The 17,658-nt window shown below is 42.9% G+C and carries 15 protein-coding genes; 4 read left to right on the top strand and 11 right to left on the bottom strand.

Going from position 1 to position 17,658, the window contains the following annotated elements:
* Positions 1 to 197: 197 nt before the first annotated feature.
* Positions 198 to 1,493, bottom strand: a complete 1,296-nt coding sequence (locus ONT18_RS09975) for an ATP-binding protein (RefSeq protein WP_264905293.1) — start codon at positions 1,491 to 1,493, stop codon at positions 198 to 200.
* A 192-nt stretch (positions 1,494 to 1,685) separates the two neighbouring features.
* Between ONT18_RS09975 and ONT18_RS09970 the strand changes: the two genes are divergently transcribed.
* Positions 1,686 to 2,105, top strand: a complete 420-nt coding sequence (locus tag ONT18_RS09970) for a DUF4143 domain-containing protein (RefSeq protein WP_264906850.1) — start codon at positions 1,686 to 1,688, stop codon at positions 2,103 to 2,105.
* Between the two features lie 133 nt (positions 2,106 to 2,238).
* Here the strand turns inward: ONT18_RS09970 and ONT18_RS09965 are convergent, their stop codons facing one another.
* The 7 genes from ONT18_RS09965 to ONT18_RS09935 all read right to left on the bottom strand — a co-directional run bounded on the left by ONT18_RS09965 (position 2,239) and on the right by ONT18_RS09935 (position 10,157).
* Complete coding sequence (locus tag ONT18_RS09965; RefSeq protein WP_264905296.1) at positions 2,239 to 3,267, bottom strand: hypothetical protein; 1,029 nt, start codon at positions 3,265 to 3,267, stop codon at positions 2,239 to 2,241.
* 7 nt (positions 3,268 to 3,274) lie between these two features.
* Positions 3,275 to 3,778 carry a hypothetical protein gene (locus ONT18_RS09960; RefSeq protein ID WP_228113673.1) on the bottom strand — a complete coding sequence of 168 codons (504 nt, stop codon included), beginning with the start codon at positions 3,776 to 3,778 and terminating at the stop codon, positions 3,275 to 3,277.
* Positions 3,779 to 3,976: 198 nt separating this feature from the next.
* Complete coding sequence (locus tag ONT18_RS09955) at positions 3,977 to 5,272, bottom strand: ATP-binding protein (RefSeq protein WP_264905293.1); 1,296 nt, start codon at positions 5,270 to 5,272, stop codon at positions 3,977 to 3,979.
* A 279-nt stretch (positions 5,273 to 5,551) separates the two neighbouring features.
* On the bottom strand, positions 5,552 to 6,556 hold the full coding sequence (locus ONT18_RS09950) for a hypothetical protein (protein WP_264905291.1): 1,005 nt from the start codon (positions 6,554 to 6,556) through the stop codon (positions 5,552 to 5,554).
* A gap of 423 nt (positions 6,557 to 6,979) precedes the next feature.
* Entirely contained in the window at positions 6,980 to 8,059 is a 1,080-nt protein-coding gene (locus tag ONT18_RS09945) for a hypothetical protein (RefSeq protein ID WP_264905289.1), read from the bottom strand.
* Between the two features lie 8 nt (positions 8,060 to 8,067).
* Positions 8,068 to 9,510 (bottom strand): hypothetical protein, encoded by a 1,443-nt coding sequence (locus tag ONT18_RS09940; protein ID WP_264905288.1) that lies wholly within the window; start codon positions 9,508 to 9,510, stop codon positions 8,068 to 8,070.
* A 38-nt stretch (positions 9,511 to 9,548) separates the two neighbouring features.
* A complete protein-coding gene (locus ONT18_RS09935; protein ID WP_264905286.1) occupies positions 9,549 to 10,157 on the bottom strand; it encodes a hypothetical protein in 609 nt (202 codons plus the stop codon).
* A gap of 460 nt (positions 10,158 to 10,617) precedes the next feature.
* Between ONT18_RS09935 and ONT18_RS09930 the strand changes: the two genes are divergently transcribed.
* Positions 10,618 to 11,172 carry a hypothetical protein gene (locus ONT18_RS09930; RefSeq protein ID WP_264905284.1) on the top strand — a complete coding sequence of 185 codons (555 nt, stop codon included), beginning with the start codon at positions 10,618 to 10,620 and terminating at the stop codon, positions 11,170 to 11,172.
* Here ONT18_RS09930 and ONT18_RS09925 read toward each other — a convergent pair.
* On the bottom strand, positions 11,157 to 12,383 hold the full coding sequence (locus ONT18_RS09925) for a serine/threonine-protein kinase (RefSeq protein WP_264905282.1): 1,227 nt from the start codon (positions 12,381 to 12,383) through the stop codon (positions 11,157 to 11,159). The two genes, ONT18_RS09930 and ONT18_RS09925, sit on opposite strands and share 16 nt — an antisense overlap.
* Positions 12,384 to 14,074: 1,691 nt before the next feature.
* Here ONT18_RS09925 and ONT18_RS09920 point away from each other — a divergent pair.
* Complete coding sequence (locus ONT18_RS09920) at positions 14,075 to 14,347, top strand: hypothetical protein (RefSeq protein ID WP_118067395.1); 273 nt, start codon at positions 14,075 to 14,077, stop codon at positions 14,345 to 14,347.
* A gap of 1 nt (position 14,348) precedes the next feature.
* Positions 14,349 to 14,747 (top strand): type II toxin-antitoxin system VapC family toxin, encoded by a 399-nt coding sequence (locus ONT18_RS09915; protein WP_117728507.1) that lies wholly within the window; start codon positions 14,349 to 14,351, stop codon positions 14,745 to 14,747.
* Between the two features lie 481 nt (positions 14,748 to 15,228).
* Here ONT18_RS09915 and cysK read toward each other — a convergent pair whose 3' ends face one another.
* Both cysK and ONT18_RS09905 read right to left on the bottom strand, forming a co-directional pair.
* Complete coding sequence (gene cysK / locus ONT18_RS09910) at positions 15,229 to 16,176, bottom strand: cysteine synthase A (protein ID WP_118255384.1); 948 nt, start codon at positions 16,174 to 16,176, stop codon at positions 15,229 to 15,231.
* A 133-nt stretch (positions 16,177 to 16,309) separates the two neighbouring features.
* Positions 16,310 to 17,605: an O-acetylhomoserine aminocarboxypropyltransferase/cysteine synthase family protein gene (locus ONT18_RS09905; RefSeq protein WP_006849406.1), complete on the bottom strand. Its 1,296-nt coding sequence runs from the start codon at positions 17,603 to 17,605 to the stop codon at positions 16,310 to 16,312.
* Positions 17,606 to 17,658: the final 53 nt, after the last annotated feature.

Raw genomic sequence — 17,658 nt, 5'->3', positions numbered from 1 at the left:
TTTATTCTTTCTTTTTGGTTATACCTTTATAATATAGTAATATGAAGGGAAAATTTCAAAAAAAACGCCAATATTTTGAAAAAAAGTATTGGCGCTTGATTATTGAATTCGCTGGCTTATAAGTCCGCCCTAACTATGTTAAAAAAGGTAGTTAGGGCGGTGGTATCCTAAGTGAGGTAAGGATGAGTGCCCTTTTCTTAGTCTTTTAATGTAGCCAAAGGTATAACCTTTACTCCATCTTCCCTGGTATAAGCCATTTCGCCTCCTGTCATGACAATCAGCAGGTCTGGCTCTCTGAGTGGCATCTGATGCTCTGTCTTGTTCTTCTCACGAATCAGATCCCGTAGTTGCAGGAGATGCTTGGCACCATCTTCTATCTCCCGACTACCCAACTTGCATTCTATCAAGGCATAGCGGCCATCTGCAAGATGAAGCACGATGTCTGCCTCCAGGTCATAGCGGTCGTGATAGTAAGAGACTCTACCTCCCAAGGCTTGCGAATATACCTTCAGGTCGCGAATGCACATACACTCGAATATGAAACCAAAGGTTCGAAGGTCTAATTCCAGATTTCTTGGTGACATACCCAAAGCAGCAACAGCTATGGAAGGATCTACAAAGCAACGCTTGGCTCCCGAACGGATTGCAGCGGCTGAGCGGATTGCCGGACACCATGCCTCCACATCTTCTATGACAAACAATCGTTGCAGGGCAGAAACATAATCATCAAATGTTGGCATCGACGTTTTCTCCATTTCTACCGTGATGTCTGCCAACATCTTGGATTTCTTGACGAGGGTGCAGATGTTCCGGGCATAAGAACGCATGATGAGTCGAGCCAAAGCTGGCTGTCTTCTTACGCCATCTACCCTCGATATATCTTCATCGCAAATCACATTTACGTAATCCTGTGCTATCAGTAATTGTGCCTCCTGCGAAGTGACGTCCAGTGATGCTGGCCAACCGCCTCGGCAAGCAGCGAAAATCAGTTTCTCCACGGTCATGTCTGACAGAAATCCATCAATATCGTAAGCTGGGTCATCAAACAATAAACGTAAAGATATGGTGCCTGTTGATTCCTTTGACTCATAAAGGCTCATAGGATACATGAGCATCTTGGAGATGCGGCCAGTACCCGTATGCATGATTTCTCCGTTTTTGTCTTCGACGACTGTAGAACCGGTTAAGATAAACTGACCTTTCTGGTTTCGCTCATCTACGGTATTCCGAACAGCATCCCATAAAACTGGTGCTACCTGCCACTCGTCTATCAGTCGTGGTGTTTCGCCTTTGAGCAGCAAGGATGGTTTGGTGCGTGCCGTCGCCAGATATCCTTCACGCTTATCTGGATCTTGCATCTTGATTACGCTCTTTGACTGCTGCATGGCCGTAGTGGTTTTTCCGCACCATTTTGGTCCAACAATCTGTACTGCTCCAAAGGCTTCCAGACGAAGTTGGAGCATTCTGTCTGCTATTCTATCTAAATACTTCATGTTCAATATGTTTTTGTTTGCAAAGATAGTAATAAATAGTGGAATCTACAAATAATTTTGTATTTTTGTGGTATTTTATTTTGTGTTTTAACGGTATTTTACTTTGTATTTTTGCTGTACTTTATTTTGTATTTTTGCGGTAAACGGTATTTTAATGTCCGTTTCCAAAACTGATACTGTCCCTTTTCTCGACTGCCACTTGTCAGTTATGAAGACCGGGCGGTCTTCAAGATTTTCGTCCTGGATGTCGGGCTTCTAGGTGCGATGTCTAATCTCAAGGCAACGACAGTAGTGGACGGCAACAGTATTTTTACCGAGTTTAAAGGGGCGTTGACGGAACAGTATGTTTTGCAGCAGCTCGTTCTCAGGTATGAACCGTATTATTATGCCAAGACCAACAGTACTCAGGAGATTGATTTTCTGCTCCAGGGTGAGGAGGACGAGATTGTTCCGCTGGAGGTGAAAGCCGAGACGAATGTCAAGGCAAAGAGCCTGCGCCAGTTTGTTGCAGACAACCAGTCAAAGAAGGCCTATCGCATCTCCATGAATGATTATCAGCAGGAAGATTGGGTTACAAACGTACCGCTCTATGCGGTTGGTCTCGAATTTTAGCGATAGCACCCCTCTAACTGTATAAAAACAGGTAGTTAGGGCGGTGCTATCGCATTTTTAATGTCCGTTTTGGAAACTGATACTGCCCCTATGAGATAGGGGAGAATGTAGATGAAAACGTTGAAAAATCGCCCTAGAAATATTTCTTCTTCATTTTCTTCAAGAAATCCTTGGTGATAGGGAAGCCGGAGGCATCACCTATTACGGAGTCGATATGGCAGAAGGGACATTCGGCTGTAGGCGGCTCATCAGGGAGGTAATCTGTGATTTCGGATGGCGTGAAGATTTCGCAACAGCTGAAGCAGCCGCACTTTTCTGACTTCTCTATCTGTTCCTTGTTGCTGAAGCAGCAATCGTGAGCCTGGCGGAAGATCCTGTCTTTCTCCTCCTCTTCTTTCTGCTTTTTCTCAGCCTTTTCCAAATAACCCTTGAATCGTCTCTGAAGATAGAGCGGCACATGATAGTGAGGGGCGAAGACATACAGCGACGGAACGTGGTCGTGGTATTCGTAGCTGGGACCATCTATCACGGTATAGCTGTCATCCGTCTCATCATATGGCAGTTCATCCAATCCCCTTTTATCCTTGGCAGCCTGGTTTCTCTCCCAGATCCATTCGGTGGTAAGCGGAGTTCCGACAACGATGGCAAGTTTTACCTCATCGCCACGATATACTTCTACGATGTCACCCTTCTTGAATCTAATCTGTTCTGCGTTTCTGCCTCGGAAGGTCTCGTCAGGATGATGGTTGTATGCAGGCAAATCGCAGACTCCGGGATAGTAAATGCTGAAACGCGAACAGCAGTAAGACCGGTCGATCAGTTTTCCTTCCCCATCATACATCCTTTCCGAAAGACATTCGCGGTCGTAGTGCAACAGTCCCATTGGAATCTCCGAGATATAATAGCAGAAGGTATCCAGCGGATAGTCGTCTTCCTCCTTCATCTTCTTGCGGTAAAGGACATCCTGGTGCATCAGTCTCTCTGCCTCCTCCAAAGTTGTAGTGAAGGCTTGCGGACAATAGGTGTTCACCTTATATTTCGGATAATGTGAACGCTTCTTCTCCTCCAACTCTTCCGTTTCTAAAACTTCGAGCTTGAAGATGGCAGGAACATCCCGATGCTGTGGATGCTCAGCCAAATGCTTGAATTCTTCGTATGTCATGGGATGGTTATCTTAAGAATTTATGAAACTTGAGAATCTGAGATCTAAGTTCAGGTATTCTGATGCCTTCAGAGTCTTTGCCTTCTTGATTGTTAAGATTCCTTTTGGTGATAGTTTTATGAATTTTCAGTTTTCTCATGTCCGACTTGCCGTTAGCTTTATGGTTCCACCAAGGCTTGGGATATGCATGTCTTTTTTTGTATCTCGTGCCATCGCAGTTCTGGATAAAGATTTCCAATACTAATCCATCCATTTGACAATCATGCGGGATGTTGATGGCACGTCTTTGGATATCCATTTCGTAGAAGATACTTCCATCCTTTTTGCAGAGCACGATATCCAGATAATCTGGCATATCAGGTATAGTTCCAGGCTCTGACATTTGTGGTCGAAACTCCCCAAACGCTTCCTTCACATACTCGAATAGTCCTCGAGTATATTTTTCGATATCCACCCCTGCGTATTGAGTATAGGTGTATTTGATAATACATAAAGACATTTTATTTGCCATTTTATTCTTTCTTTTTGGTTATACCTTTATAATATAGTAATATGAAGGGAAAATTTCAAAAAAAAGCGCCAATATTTTGAAAAAAAAGTATTGGCGCTTGATTATTGAATTAGCGGCTTATAAGTCCGCCCTAACTATGTTAAAAAAGGTAGTTAGGGCGGTGGTATCCTAAGTGAGGTAAGGATGAGTGCCCTTTTCTTAGTCTTTTAATGTAGCCAAAGGTATAACCTTTACTCCATCTTCCCTGGTATAAGCCATTTCGCCTCCTGTCATGACAATCAGCAGGTCTGGCTCTCTGAGTGGCATCTGATGCTCTGTCTTGTTCTTCTCACGAATCAGATCCCGTAGTTGCAGGAGATGCTTGGCACCATCTTCTATCTCCCGACTACCCAACTTGCATTCTATCAAGGCATAGCGGCCATCTGCAAGATGAAGCACGATGTCTGCCTCCAGGTCATAGCGGTCGTGATAGTAAGAGACTCTACCTCCCAAGGCTTGCGAATATACCTTCAGGTCGCGAATGCACATACACTCGAATATGAAACCAAAGGTTCGAAGGTCTAATTCCAGATTTCTTGGTGACATACCCAAAGCAGCAACAGCTATGGAAGGATCTACAAAGCAACGCTTGGCTCCCGAACGGATTGCAGCGGCTGAGCGGATTGCCGGACACCATGCCTCCACATCTTCTATGACAAACAATCGTTGCAGGGCAGAAACATAATCATCAAATGTTGGCATCGACGTTTTCTCCATTTCTACCGTGATGTCTGCCAACATCTTGGATTTCTTGACGAGGGTGCAGATGTTCCGGGCATAAGAACGCATGATGAGTCGAGCCAAAGCTGGCTGTCTTCTTACGCCATCTACCCTCGATATATCTTCATCGCAAATCACATTTACGTAATCCTGTGCTATCAGTAATTGTGCCTCCTGCGAAGTGACGTCCAGTGATGCTGGCCAACCGCCTCGGCAAGCAGCGAAAATCAGTTTCTCCACGGTCATGTCTGACAGAAATCCATCAATATCGTAAGCTGGGTCATCAAACAATAAACGTAAAGATATGGTGCCTGTTGATTCCTTTGACTCATAAAGGCTCATAGGATACATGAGCATCTTGGAGATGCGGCCAGTACCCGTATGCATGATTTCTCCGTTTTTGTCTTCGACGACTGTAGAACCGGTTAAGATAAACTGACCTTTCTGGTTTCGCTCATCTACGGTATTCCGAACAGCATCCCATAAAACTGGTGCTACCTGCCACTCGTCTATCAGTCGTGGTGTTTCGCCTTTGAGCAGCAAGGATGGTTTGGTGCGTGCCGTCGCCAGATATCCTTCACGCTTATCTGGATCTTGCATCTTGATTACGCTCTTTGACTGCTGCATGGCCGTAGTGGTTTTTCCGCACCATTTTGGTCCAACAATCTGTACTGCTCCAAAGGCTTCCAGACGAAGTTGGAGCATTCTGTCTGCTATTCTATCTAAATACTTCATATTCAATATATTTTTGTTTGCAAAGATAGTAATAAATAGTGGAATCTACAAATAATTTTGTATTTTTTGTGGTATTTTATTTTGTGTTTTAACGGTATTTTACTTTGTGCTTTTGCGGTACTTTGCTTTGTATTTTTGCGGTAAACGGTATTTTAATGTCCGTTTTCAAAACTGATACTGCCCCCATGAGATAGGGAAAAATGGGGGAAAACGTTGAAAAAATACCCCCATCTGAAAGTGTATCAGATGAGGGTTGTTTCTGAATTTATAGTTGCCTTTTTATCTGTTTCTTTGTACAGTATCGACTACAACATCGCTAGGAATCTCTGTAGGAATGTCTTCAGATGGTTCTTTGTAATTTGGATCTGGCTCATCTTGTGGAGAACCATCATCGTCAGTGATATCTGCTGCATTGAGCTTTCCTTCCTTCTTGGCTTTCAGAAACTCCTCGTATTCCTGACCATTATAGTCAATCTTTTTGAGTAAACTCTCTTTGACTGTATCCTGATCTTTGACGATAATATTAGTATTACAACTTATATCTTTATTATATGCATAGTTGTATAGCTCAGGTATGTCATCTGAAAAAATAGTACTTTCTCCAGAGGCCAAATCTACTCCTTGATGTACTTTCTTTGCTTTTATAACACCAGTTGAAGATTGCATGATAGTGATTTCAACTGAGTAATCTGAACCCTTTACCATTTCTGATCCTGTATTTCGGATAGGTTGATCGATTTGGCAATGAAGTCCAGTGGCATCACGTCTCCAACCATAGCTTCCTGTTTCTTTAATAAGTGAGAGCGACATGTTGTTGGAGTACTTATTGATAAGATAGCTTATAAAGTCGCTACTTTCAAGCATCAGTTTGCCAAGTTCCAAGTCGGGCATCTTCTTGATTGGTACTCCAGTCTTCAGAGCAAGTTCGTTACTTACAGAGTCGAGTTTGAGGACAGAGAATGTATTGATAATCTTAAAAGTCTTGTTGTCTGTTGACTTGAAAATTATCTTTGACATTCTTGTGTTCTTGATGCTGACTATATAGCTGCTGTCCTTCTCATTCTTCTGAATGTCGAAATCACCTTTCTCGATGCTATCAGGCAATGATAGGTCACCATACAGCTTTGCTGCTGGATAAATGTCATATGCTGTCGCTTTGTCACCGTCTTTGACGGCTGCGATAAATTGGTTGGTCAAATCTTCGACCGTACTCTTGTTAGAGTCGCATGATGACAGCCCTAGGACTGCCATCAATGCTATAGTTATGATACTTTTTGCTTTCATAGAAAATGCATTTGTGTCCGGATAAAATCTCAGAAGAGGTAAACCCCTATGTATTGAGGCTTCGGACTATTAATACTTAATTCTTTAGTTACTTTGAATATGGAATGGATATCATCTTGCTCCGTAGTGCCATAGAACTTCTTGATATGTAGATGTTGTTTAATCCAGCGAAATTGGCATGCCAATCACCTTTGTAACGGTCAATACATTTCTGGAAGTCATAACGAAAAACCAGAGACATAATCAGAGAAAATATGGTCTTCTTTGTACGCATTACAGAAAATCAGAGCTATTTGAGGCTCGTCTACAAAAGTACAAAATTTAATCCAAAAATTCAAAGAACGATATATTTAATTAATTTTCAATTACTTAGGCTACATAATTCGGATTTTATCCGGACAGTAGTGGACCTCTAATTTGTAATTACCACTTAATAGCAGCCACTTTCCCGTTTTTGGTATAGATGGCTCTAGGAAACCTTGCATTTATATATGAGGCAGCCGTTATGAAGAGTCGTGTCGGGAGATATACCTTATAGCCTTTTTCTACTCTTACAAAGCCATATGCGTTAAAATTAACGTCCTGCATTACAAGTTTATATTCTCGAACAATGCCCTCAGGCATACCTATGTATGGTCTAAAGTCTTCCATCGCATCGAATGCTTTTCGACCATACTTCTGTACGAGAACTTTTTCGATTTGTGCATGCTTATTCCTAGCAGCGTTTTTTATCTTCTTTTCAGCTATTTGTCCTGCTTTTACTTCTGCATTATATGCTTGTGCAAAAGAATCGTATTGTATACACTTCTCGCCAACTTTCTCGCCATTCTTGTTCAGATATATTCCAACATATAACTCCAACTTGTCATTCTCTTTGGCGGTCTTTGGCGTGAAAGAATAGTCGTCTTTAGTACCTGCATACTTAAAAATTCCAAGCATAGAGTTGCCTTCAGGCTGATACAATAATACCTGGATGTTTGTTTCAAATGGGGATATAATATTTGGCTCTTTGTCCTTTTCGAAGAGAGTATATATAAGACGACCATATTTTAATTTGCTTTCATCCCCATTTATCACTATAACAATTCTTCCGTCGGGATATATCACGGCATCTTCTATGAAGTCATTGTCAAACGTATGGGTCTTTGGTAGCACGTCCAAAGCTTTTATCATATTGGAATAACTTTCAGTATTTTGTGCAAGGCTTACTCCAAAGTAGGTTGCGACATCCGGATCCTTTGGGAGTATGGTTTCTTTCAACTCGTCATACAGCACATCCCAGTCAACACCTCTTTTAATGTTCTCATTCACGAAGCGTTGCACGTAAGGAATGAATTCCTTTGGTGAATCGGAATTTGTAATGGCGTCGATGAATGTGTACATCTTGCTTGGGTCGGCTTGATACGCTTTCCAAACGGATTCAGCACTTTGTTCCGCGCCTTGGGCGTAGGACAAAAGAACGCTAAATACACAACATATTGTCAATAATATTTTTTTTATCATATTGAATTTTATTTATCTTTATTCTTGTTGTATTCTGCCAAAATTAAGTTCATTATAGGCTCGTATATTTTCTTCTTTATCTCATTAGACTTACAGTTTTCTTTTGTTGTGACCTTTCCGTTGCTGCTTATAATGACAGGTAGAGCCTCGTTATTTTTCAGCGAAGGAACTTGGTCAACGATTTCCTTTGTGGCGTTAAACAATTTCATTTTGAATTCCGGAGTAAAATATGATGAGTATCTATTCACTTGCACCATCACTGCGACAAGGAAACTGGCCAATATGTTTCGTGACTTGAAAGTTTTTATACAATTGAGCATATCCTGTTCTCTTTTGCTCCCGTTTACGTTGTCGTGCTGGCCTTGGTAAGTGATAATTTCACTACACAATGATACTATTCCACTGTAAAATTTGTAGTATTCTAAGTCCATGCCTCTTGAATCACCGACCGTCATTTTACCTTTAATGGTTAAAGCCAGCATTTGCAGATTAACAGGGTAACTTTTAGCTATTTCTTCAATGTCAAAACGCTCCAGTGCGTTCAGCGCCCATGGCATCTCGTGCTTGAAGATGCATTTATTTATGAAATAATCCTTGTAGTCATCTTTTTGCGTAGCCCAACCATTGTTGCGGTATCCATAGGGGAAGTCTCCTTCTTTATAAATCTTAATGACATTCCGGTCATCGAAGTCTTCTACCTCTTCGATTTTGCGGATATATGAAGTGTTGTCCTTTACATACTCTGCGATGGCAATATCAGCATTGCTTGTTGCAAAAAGCGAGTCTACCACAGGTATGTCGTATGGTATGAACGACAGAAGAGTTTCAAAGTCCTTTGAGCGGATAGCTCTCTTGAGAGTTTGCTTCTTGTCTGCAATCAGTGACATTATTTTTTCGTGATACACGTCTTCAAGCCCATACTGTGATGCCACGTCGGACAGTTGTTTAGAAGGCTTGTTTATAAAGCTCATGGCAGCCAATGCTGCAGCTTTGTCTTTGTTCAGCTGGTACTGCAGGGCTACTGTATACATCTTGGTGACAGGAATCTGTGGGCACAGCTTGAGGTATTCCAAAGCCTTGGAATAGTCCTGGTTGCAAATCTTCTTAAATCCCAAGACGTAGTAGTTGGCTGCATACATGGCATCTTCGTAATACACTTTCTTGCCAGCAGCAAGTTTTGCATCCCATTTGGCAAGTTTCTTCTTGCATTTCTCGAAATATTCGTTGGCGCAGTTTACCTTCTCTTGTTTTGTGATGTACTCGCCGTCATGTACCAACAGACGACTGATTTTTTCCTCAGCTTCTTGCTCTGTGTCAGCTTCTGCAAGAATCTCTGAGATCATAGACTTGAGAATTCTTTCTGATTCCAATTTCTTTGCTAAATCCTGTGAGAAAGAAATCTGTGTGAAGCATACTGCCAGTAGCAGTAGAATTAATCTTAAATGTTTCATGATGCTTTTTGTTTAAAATTATATTTATTAATTTGTTTTCATGCAAACAATGCTGTTGTTGCAGCATTGAGAATACCTTGCACAGTGAAGTCTAAGGCTACCGTGCCGAGTTTTTCTGCCATTTTCGTCATCAGTTCCTTGAAAGTCAGCTTTTCGTTGTTCTTGCTTTTTCGAACTTCTTTTAGCAGCTTGTTAATTTCTTCTTTACCATCTGCTGGAATACTGAGAAAATATTCAAGGTCGTCGTAATCCATTGAGACTATTTCAGAGTTGAAGGAACTGTCTGAGAATCTGCCTCCAGCTTTTAAAGTTGAGTCTAAATATCTGCGCAAGTACATATCTTCTATGACAAATTGTATGCACTTGCCGTCTTTCTTGAAATGAGCCTGTTTGAGATGTTCGCAGACCATATTATATTTATCAACGGATGTATTGTTGCTATATTTCAGTTCTGCTTCATAGCGCAGACGTTTAACTTTGCTCTCTGGTATCTTCAGACCTATGCTGATTTCATAGTTCTTCTTTCCTTGAAGTTCGTGCTCCAATAAATAATGGAATATCCACACTTCAAAGTCATTTTTGTTCATAGAGCCAAAGCCTTTCTCTATATATTTAGAGATTACTTCGTTTAATGTCAGTTCTTTCATTGTTAAAGTTATTTTTAAGATTTAGACACAAAAAAAGGTGCGAACCAATTTCATTCTGTTCTGAAGGTTCTGGACTACCTGTACACAAAGAATGAAAATCAGCTCACACCAATGGGTATATGTTGATACCCATCCCGCCGAAGCGGAATGGATACAATAATACACGGTTGGGTGAACAACTTTTGTCTTCGTTCTTGTGTACAATGAATTGTCCAGATTCTCAGTACGAACCAAGCATGGTTGTTTCCTTAACATGTCTGCTGCTTGTTTATAACAGCACTGCAAATATACCATTTTTTTTCTAAAGTTGTTCATTGTGAGCTGATTTTTTTGCAAAAATAGGTGTTTTTTCTGCTTTTTCAGCGTTCCATTCCGTTCCAAGTTCAAAATATAGGGCGTTTTTAGTGGAAATATTTGCTTTTTTGTGTGTTGCTTGGATTTGTTTCAGTATCTTTGCAGCATGGAACAGATATTACGTGAAATGATAGAAAAGATGGTGGGGCGCAAGATGGTTGTGCCTCGCGACTTCGCTTGGTTGAGCGAAAAGGTGGAGGAACGTACCCAGCAAAGGGTGAGTGCCTCTACGCTGCGACGGTTTTGGGGATACGTGAGCGAAGGGGTTTCTGCCAGCAAGTTTACCAAGAATGTGCTGGCTAATTTTCTCGGTTATGCAGACTTTGAGGAGTTTGGATTGTCGCAAGGAACGGGAGAGCAGCAGAGTCAGATGGTTATAGGCAAGGAAATCTCATGCGATGATCTTTATGAGGGACAGATGCTCAAACTTTCCTGGCTGCCCGACAGAACCTGCATCATCAGGTATCAGGGAAACGGTAGTTTCAAGGTGGTATCATCTGAAAATACCAGATTGGCGAAAGATGATACTTTGGAGTGCCGTCATTTTATCAATCATGAGCCTGCTTATCTCCATGCCTGGAAACATGGAGATGATGAACCGGTTACTTACGTCATAGGTAAGAAGAACGGCATTATCGTGGAGCATTATCTGGAAGATTGAAATCTCGACAAGGTGGGCTTCACATATCTTTCAGAGGTATAAGAGGACAGCTCGTAGATGATATCGGTCTTCTTGCTGCCGGCGATGTCTTTAGAGAATGTCTGCGGATAAGTGGTCGTGATGAAATCATTGCTCTTATCTATAAACCGATAGTATGCCTCGCTCTTTTTCACAACAGACCGGATGGTGTCTATGCCGGATTCCTTCCACATCTTGTCGATTGTTTTCTTGCCTTCGGATAGGAGTTCGGCGGCTTGTGCCTGTGATGCAGAAGATGGCTCGGTAGCTGTTGGCTGCAGGGATTTCCGGCCATAGGAAAGTGGGGCTGGCTTCTTGGTTTGCTGGCGGATGACTGTATCCTTCTTGGCTTCGGTATGTTCAGGGGTAGTGTTTATGCTCCTCTCCGGCTGATGCAGTAATGGGTAACTGATGAAACCTAATAAGATGATACAGACCAAAGCTGCGATTCCGATACGCTTGATACCGGATGGATGGCTGTTTCTGCGAGCCATGAAATCGGCTTTGAGTTCGTCAACATTGGCATATCGCTGGGTTATGGGTGCCTTGCATCGCTTGATGATAGCTGGATAGGGGTTGCCGGGAAGTATCTTTTCCAGAATACAACCGATGCTGAAGATGTCGTTGCGGATGTCTGCCTGTTGGGATACAATCTGTTCAGGTGAGATGTAGCCCGGTGTGCCGGCAGGCTGTTTGAGGATGGCAAAGTCGTCGGTATCTGAAAGTCCGAAATCGATGAGCTTTACATGATTGCCGTTATGGGTAATCATGATATTGGAAGGTTTTAAGTCTCTGTGTACTATCTGCTTGGCGTGGATGTAATGCACAGCATCAAGCAACTGGAGGAAGATGTCTTCTCCCTCAGTCTTCCTACCGCTCCAGTGTTCCAGCGTGATACCATCTATCCATTCCATTACGATACAGGTACCCATTTCCGGTATTTCTTCCATGCTGTAGGCTGATACGATGTTGGGATGCTGCAGGGATATGAGAATATCGAACTCTTTGTGCAGCAGGTTCTTGTGGTTTTCGTCTTGACGGTATGGCTCCTTCAACCCCTTGAGTACCCACCATCTGCCATAGCGCTTTGCCTTGCAAAGAATGTTGAATCCTTTGCAAGGTATGGGAGTAAAGTCTGAAAATTGCTCAGACCTTCTGCTTTCTTCTATGATGATTCCAGAATATGAATCCATGTTACGCAGACTGGGTTGATAATTCGGTTGCAAAATTAACTAAATAGAGATACCCATCCCACAGAAGCGGGATGGATATTAGTATACATATTGGGGCAAACAACTGGAACTGTCATTCTTGTGTACTGCGAACTGTCCAGATTCTCAGTCCGAACTAAGCGTAGTTGCTACCTCTTTATGTCTGCCGCCATTACTAACGGCATTGCAAATATAGGCATTTTAAAAGAAATTTTCAAGCGGAAACGAAACTTTTAGTATTCTTTAAACTTTGACGATTGGTTCAAACTCATTCCTCCCCGAGCTTATAACTTATTTTATATAGGAACTGGTTGTCGCAAATCCACTCTCTTTTTAATACCTGGCTGGTTGGCTATCAAATCACATCAAAGCGGTCTTTGCCATGGCTGTGCGGGATGGGACCGCCTGGGGATAGCTTGCTATGGGGACGCCTTACTATAGCTTGCTGATTGGAACCGCTGAGTATCTCTGAATCACAATGCAAAGATACGAAATCGGTGAGGAGGCAACTCACAGTTGCTCATACTTGCTCACAGTTGCTCATACTTTTTCATAGATTCTCTTTGCCCTGGTGTTTGTAAGCCCTTTTACATGCCTTGCTTGGTATCACTTCTAAATGCCTGGCTTGTTTGATTTTTAAGGGCTTTATGATTGGATTGCGGTTCGTAAGCCAGGGAATTACGGGGCGTAAGTGCCTGACTTTTGCGTCGTAAGTGCCTGACTTTTGCACCGTAAGTCTTTGACTTTTGATTCGGAAGTAACCTGCTTTTGGATGACAGGGTGACACTTATGACAGTGATTTCTGAAGATTTACTCTCGCGCGGGCAGGCAGGAAAAATCAAGCCGAAAGTTCCTGCCTGCCCGCGTGCGAGGCGAAAAGTTGAAAAACTAGTGTCATCGTGTCACCGTGTCACCGTGAACAGAGCAGAAGATGTTTGGTATCGCTCTTTGGCTTCGGACACAAATTCCCCTGTCTCCGCCTCCGTTAGCTTTCGGAAGTAGAGATCCACAAATTACTGTTTTTGTCGTGGCGCCTCCAAAGTGGTAATCTTTTGCAAAGATAGAAAAAATAAAATAAATGAGAGTTCCCACTATGGGAACTCGTAATGATATTTATTGATTTTTATAATCTTTTAAATGATAAATGCTAGAATTTATACTCGATTCTCGCAAGTTGTAGAAGGATTTTGGGGGCATCTCTCTTGTTTGAGAAGGGTATTGAGAAAATAGTGAAGTGGTATCTCTTTTCGAAAATCACCCCGTCTCTCTTTGTTGATAAAGCGAGCTGCACTCGGCAATTTGAAAGCAAGCTTTCATTGCATTCATTGGCATCGCTTTTTCCCCTTAAAGAGGGCTCCACCTCTCATCTCGGTCTTCTCCCCTCAGGGAAGAAGAGGAAAACCGCCCTACTCGGTGCTCGGAACCGCTACGCTCTAAGGATGGCGGGGCATCAAAGCCCTCGCCAAATTGTGCGGGATGGGACCGCCGGGGGAAGAAAGTTTACAGTTAATAGTTTATAGTTAACAGTTTACAATTAATAGTTTATAGGTTGCTGTTTTCTGATGATTTTGGGTAATTGGCTGATAATTTGCAGATTTATTCTGATTTTCTTGGTGGTTTCGTAGAAAAAGCGTATTTTTGCGGAAAAGTTGAACGTTTTAAAGGAGATAATTATGAATATAGTTGCTTTAAGTAATAGGCTTGCAAGTAAGGTTCCTCATTGGCATGAACTCGAAAAGTTAAGTAAGGAAGATAAGATAGAGGTTATTGCTTTACTTTCCATGTCGATAGCTGATGCAGAGGAAATTAAAACGCCAGCAGATAGGACTAAAGAAATGGTAGAACGTTGCTGTGGTTCATGGGTTGGCGAACAGTCGGCAGAAGATATTATAGCTAATATCAACGAGAGTAAAATGTCAAAGTCAGAACCTGTCAATTTTGGATGATATGAATTACTTGTTGGATACCAATATTTGTGTATATTTTATGAGGGGTAAACGTAATGTTGCTGCTAAAATTTCAGAAATTGGTCAAGAACATTTCTTTATCTCTGAGATGACTTTGGGAGAATTACTTTATGGGGCTCAGTGTAGCGATAGACCTTCTGAGAACATTAGAGCTGTTCATGTGTTTTGCCAGTATGTAACAATATTGCCAACGGCAAATATTTGGAATGAATTTGCTGTACAAAAGGCTTTTCTTCGTAAAAAAGGTCAACTTATTGAAGATGCTGACATAATTATCGGTACTACAGCTATCATAAATAACATGGTTATGGTTACAGAAAACGTTAAGCACATAGGGAGGCTTAATGGTATTGTTGTTGTAAATTGGATGGAAAAATAATTAGCTGTAGGGGTAACCGCCCATGGTAACGGCATGATTAAAATTCCATACGGATCGGATGCGGATATACACTTTAATTGCCTAATATCTGGAAAACACAAAAGGATAAAATTTTAAATTTTAATTATATACGATAAGATGGGTTGAGCTTTGAATAAAAGTTCTGCTCATCTTGTTGGCTTATTGCCTTTTCATATTTTTCTACTTTACTCTTCTTTAGTCCCACAGATTGCATGGATTACACTGATTGTGGAGTTGTGCGGCTGTGGTGAAATGGTTTCTTGACAACCATGACACGGGCGAAGTGTACGCCAGGACTCATCGTAGTGGATGAGGCGCACCACGCCATAGCAGACTCCTATCAAGGCCTGTTTGACAGGAACAGAAAGGCTTGATATGCAAATCCCCAACCTGCTATGGGAAAGCTGGTTGGGGAAATTATGATAGATTTTGCTTCCATCAGAAAATATCCGATTGTGAATTACAATGGATACTCCTCGAAAGCGTAGAGTACAGTGCTTAAATAACGCTCACCAGTATCTGGCAAGAGGGCTACAATCTTCTTGCCCTTGTTCTCAGGACGCTTCGCAATCTCGGTGGCTGCAAAGGCGGCGGCACCTGATGAGATACCTACCAGGAGACCCTCGGTCTGAGCCAAGTCACGACCCGCCTTGATAGCATCATCGTTCTGAATATCCAATACCTCATCGATATATTCTGAAGAGTAAGTCTCTGGAATGAAACCGGCACCGATACCCTGAATCTTGTGAGGACCGCTCTGTCCGCCGTTCAATACAGGCGATGTGGCAGGCTCTACGGCAATCACCTTCACGTTAGGATTCTGCTCTTTCAGGTACTTGGCGATACCCGAAATGGTTCCACCTGTTCCTACACCGGCTACGAAGATATCAATCTCGCCATCGGTATCTGCCCAGATTTCTGGTCCGGTTGTGGCATAGTGCTTGGTAGGATTGGCTGGGTTGGTAAACTGTCCCAGAATCACAGAGCCTGGGATGGAATCGCGGAGCTCCTCGGCAGCCTTGATGGCACCAGGCATTCCGTCCTTACCGCTGGTTAGTCTCACTTCTGCGCCGTAAGCCTTCACCAGGTTTCTGCGCTCCACACTCATGGTTTCAGGCATGGTGAGGATGAGGTGGTAGCCCTTTACGGCTGATACCAGAGCCAGGCCTACACCCGTGTTACCGCTGGTTGGTTCGATGATGGTGGCACCTGGTTTCAGGATGCCCTTCTGCTCAGCGTCTTCGATCATCGCAAGGGCGATACGATCCTTTACGCTTCCGCCAGGATTGAAGAATTCTACCTTAGCAATTACAGGAGTCTCCAACCCCTTGGATGCTGAATACTTCCCCAATTCTACCAATGGGGTCTTACCGATTAAATCAGTAATCTGTTTATATATCTTTGCCATAATGATTTTTTTAATGTTAAGTGTTGAGTGTTGAGTGTTGAATGTTGAATTTTAATGTTGAGTGTTGAATGTTGAATGCCGTTATTGTCCGTCAGGCAATTCAACATTTAACATTCAACATTCAACACTGAAATTACTTCACATACGTAAATGCCTCATCGAGTGCCTCAATCAGATCGTCGATGTTCTCGATACCGATGCTCAATCGAACGGTAGAAGGATAGATGTGCTGCTCCTCCAACTCCTCTGGGCTCAACTGAGAGTGGGTGGTTGTTGCTGGGTGGATAACCAGTGACTTCACGTCGGCTACGTTAGCCAGCAAAGAGAAGATGCGCAGGTGGTCGATGAACTCCCATGCCTCTTTCTCACCGCCCTTGATATCGAAGGTGAAGATAGAACCACCGCCGTTAGGGAAGAGCTTCTTGTAAAGCTCGTGGTCTGGATGAGAAGGAACGGCTGGGTGATTAACCTTAGCCACCTTAGGGTTGTTCTCCAGATACTCTACCACCTTCAATGCATTCTGAACGTGACGCTCTACACGGAGGCTCAATGTCTCCAAGCCCTGAAGAAGAATCCAGGCATTGAATGGAGAGATGGTTGCACCGGTATCACGAAGGATGACCGCACGGATTCGGGTTACGAAGGCTGCTGCTCCGGCTACATCTGCGAATACGGCACCATGATAAGATGGGTCTGGCTTAGCGAGAGTAGGGAACTTGTCGGCATTTGCCTTCCAGTCGAACTTACCGCCATCTACGATGACGCCACCGAGAGATGAACCATGACCGCCGATGAACTTGGTTGCTGAGTGAACCACGATGTCTGCTCCGTGCTCGATAGGGCGGATGAGGTATGGAGTGCCGAAGGTGTTATCGATAATCAATGGGATGTTGTGGCGATGAGCAATCTCTGCCAACTTATCGATATCGGTTACATCTGAGTTAGGATTTCCGAAGGTCTCTGCATAGAGTGCCTTGGTATTGTCCTGGATAGCAGCCTCTACCTGCTCGAAGTTGCGAGGATCCACGATGGTGTAGCTGACACCCTGTGTGGATAATGTATGAGTGATGAGGTTATAAGTACCACCATAGATGTTGTCGGCAGCTACGATGTGGTCGCCATTCTGAAGAATGTTCTGCAGAGCGTAGGTAACGGCGGCAGCACCAGAAGCGACAGCCAAACCTGCTACACCACCCTCGAGGGCAGCCACACGGTCTTCGAATACACCCTGAGTAGAGTTGGTCAAGCGACCATAGATGTTACCTGCGTCACGGAGTCCGAATCTATCGGCAGCGTGCTGAGAGTTGCGGAACACATAACTTGTGGTCTGGTAGATAGGCACCGCACGAGCGTCGGTAGCTGGATCTGGATTTTCCTGACCTACATGCAACTGAAGTGTCTCAAAGCGAAGTTTCTTTTCTGTACTCATAATCTATGTCCTTTCTTTAATTTTACGTTAATATTCAATCTTATTCATTTATA

The sequence above is a fragment of the Segatella copri genome (genome assembly GCF_026015295.1).
In the GTDB taxonomy this organism is placed as follows: domain Bacteria; phylum Bacteroidota; class Bacteroidia; order Bacteroidales; family Bacteroidaceae; genus Prevotella; species Prevotella copri_C.
Note: the sequence above shows the minus strand (reverse complement) of the source record. Positions and strands in the feature narration are given on the sequence as shown.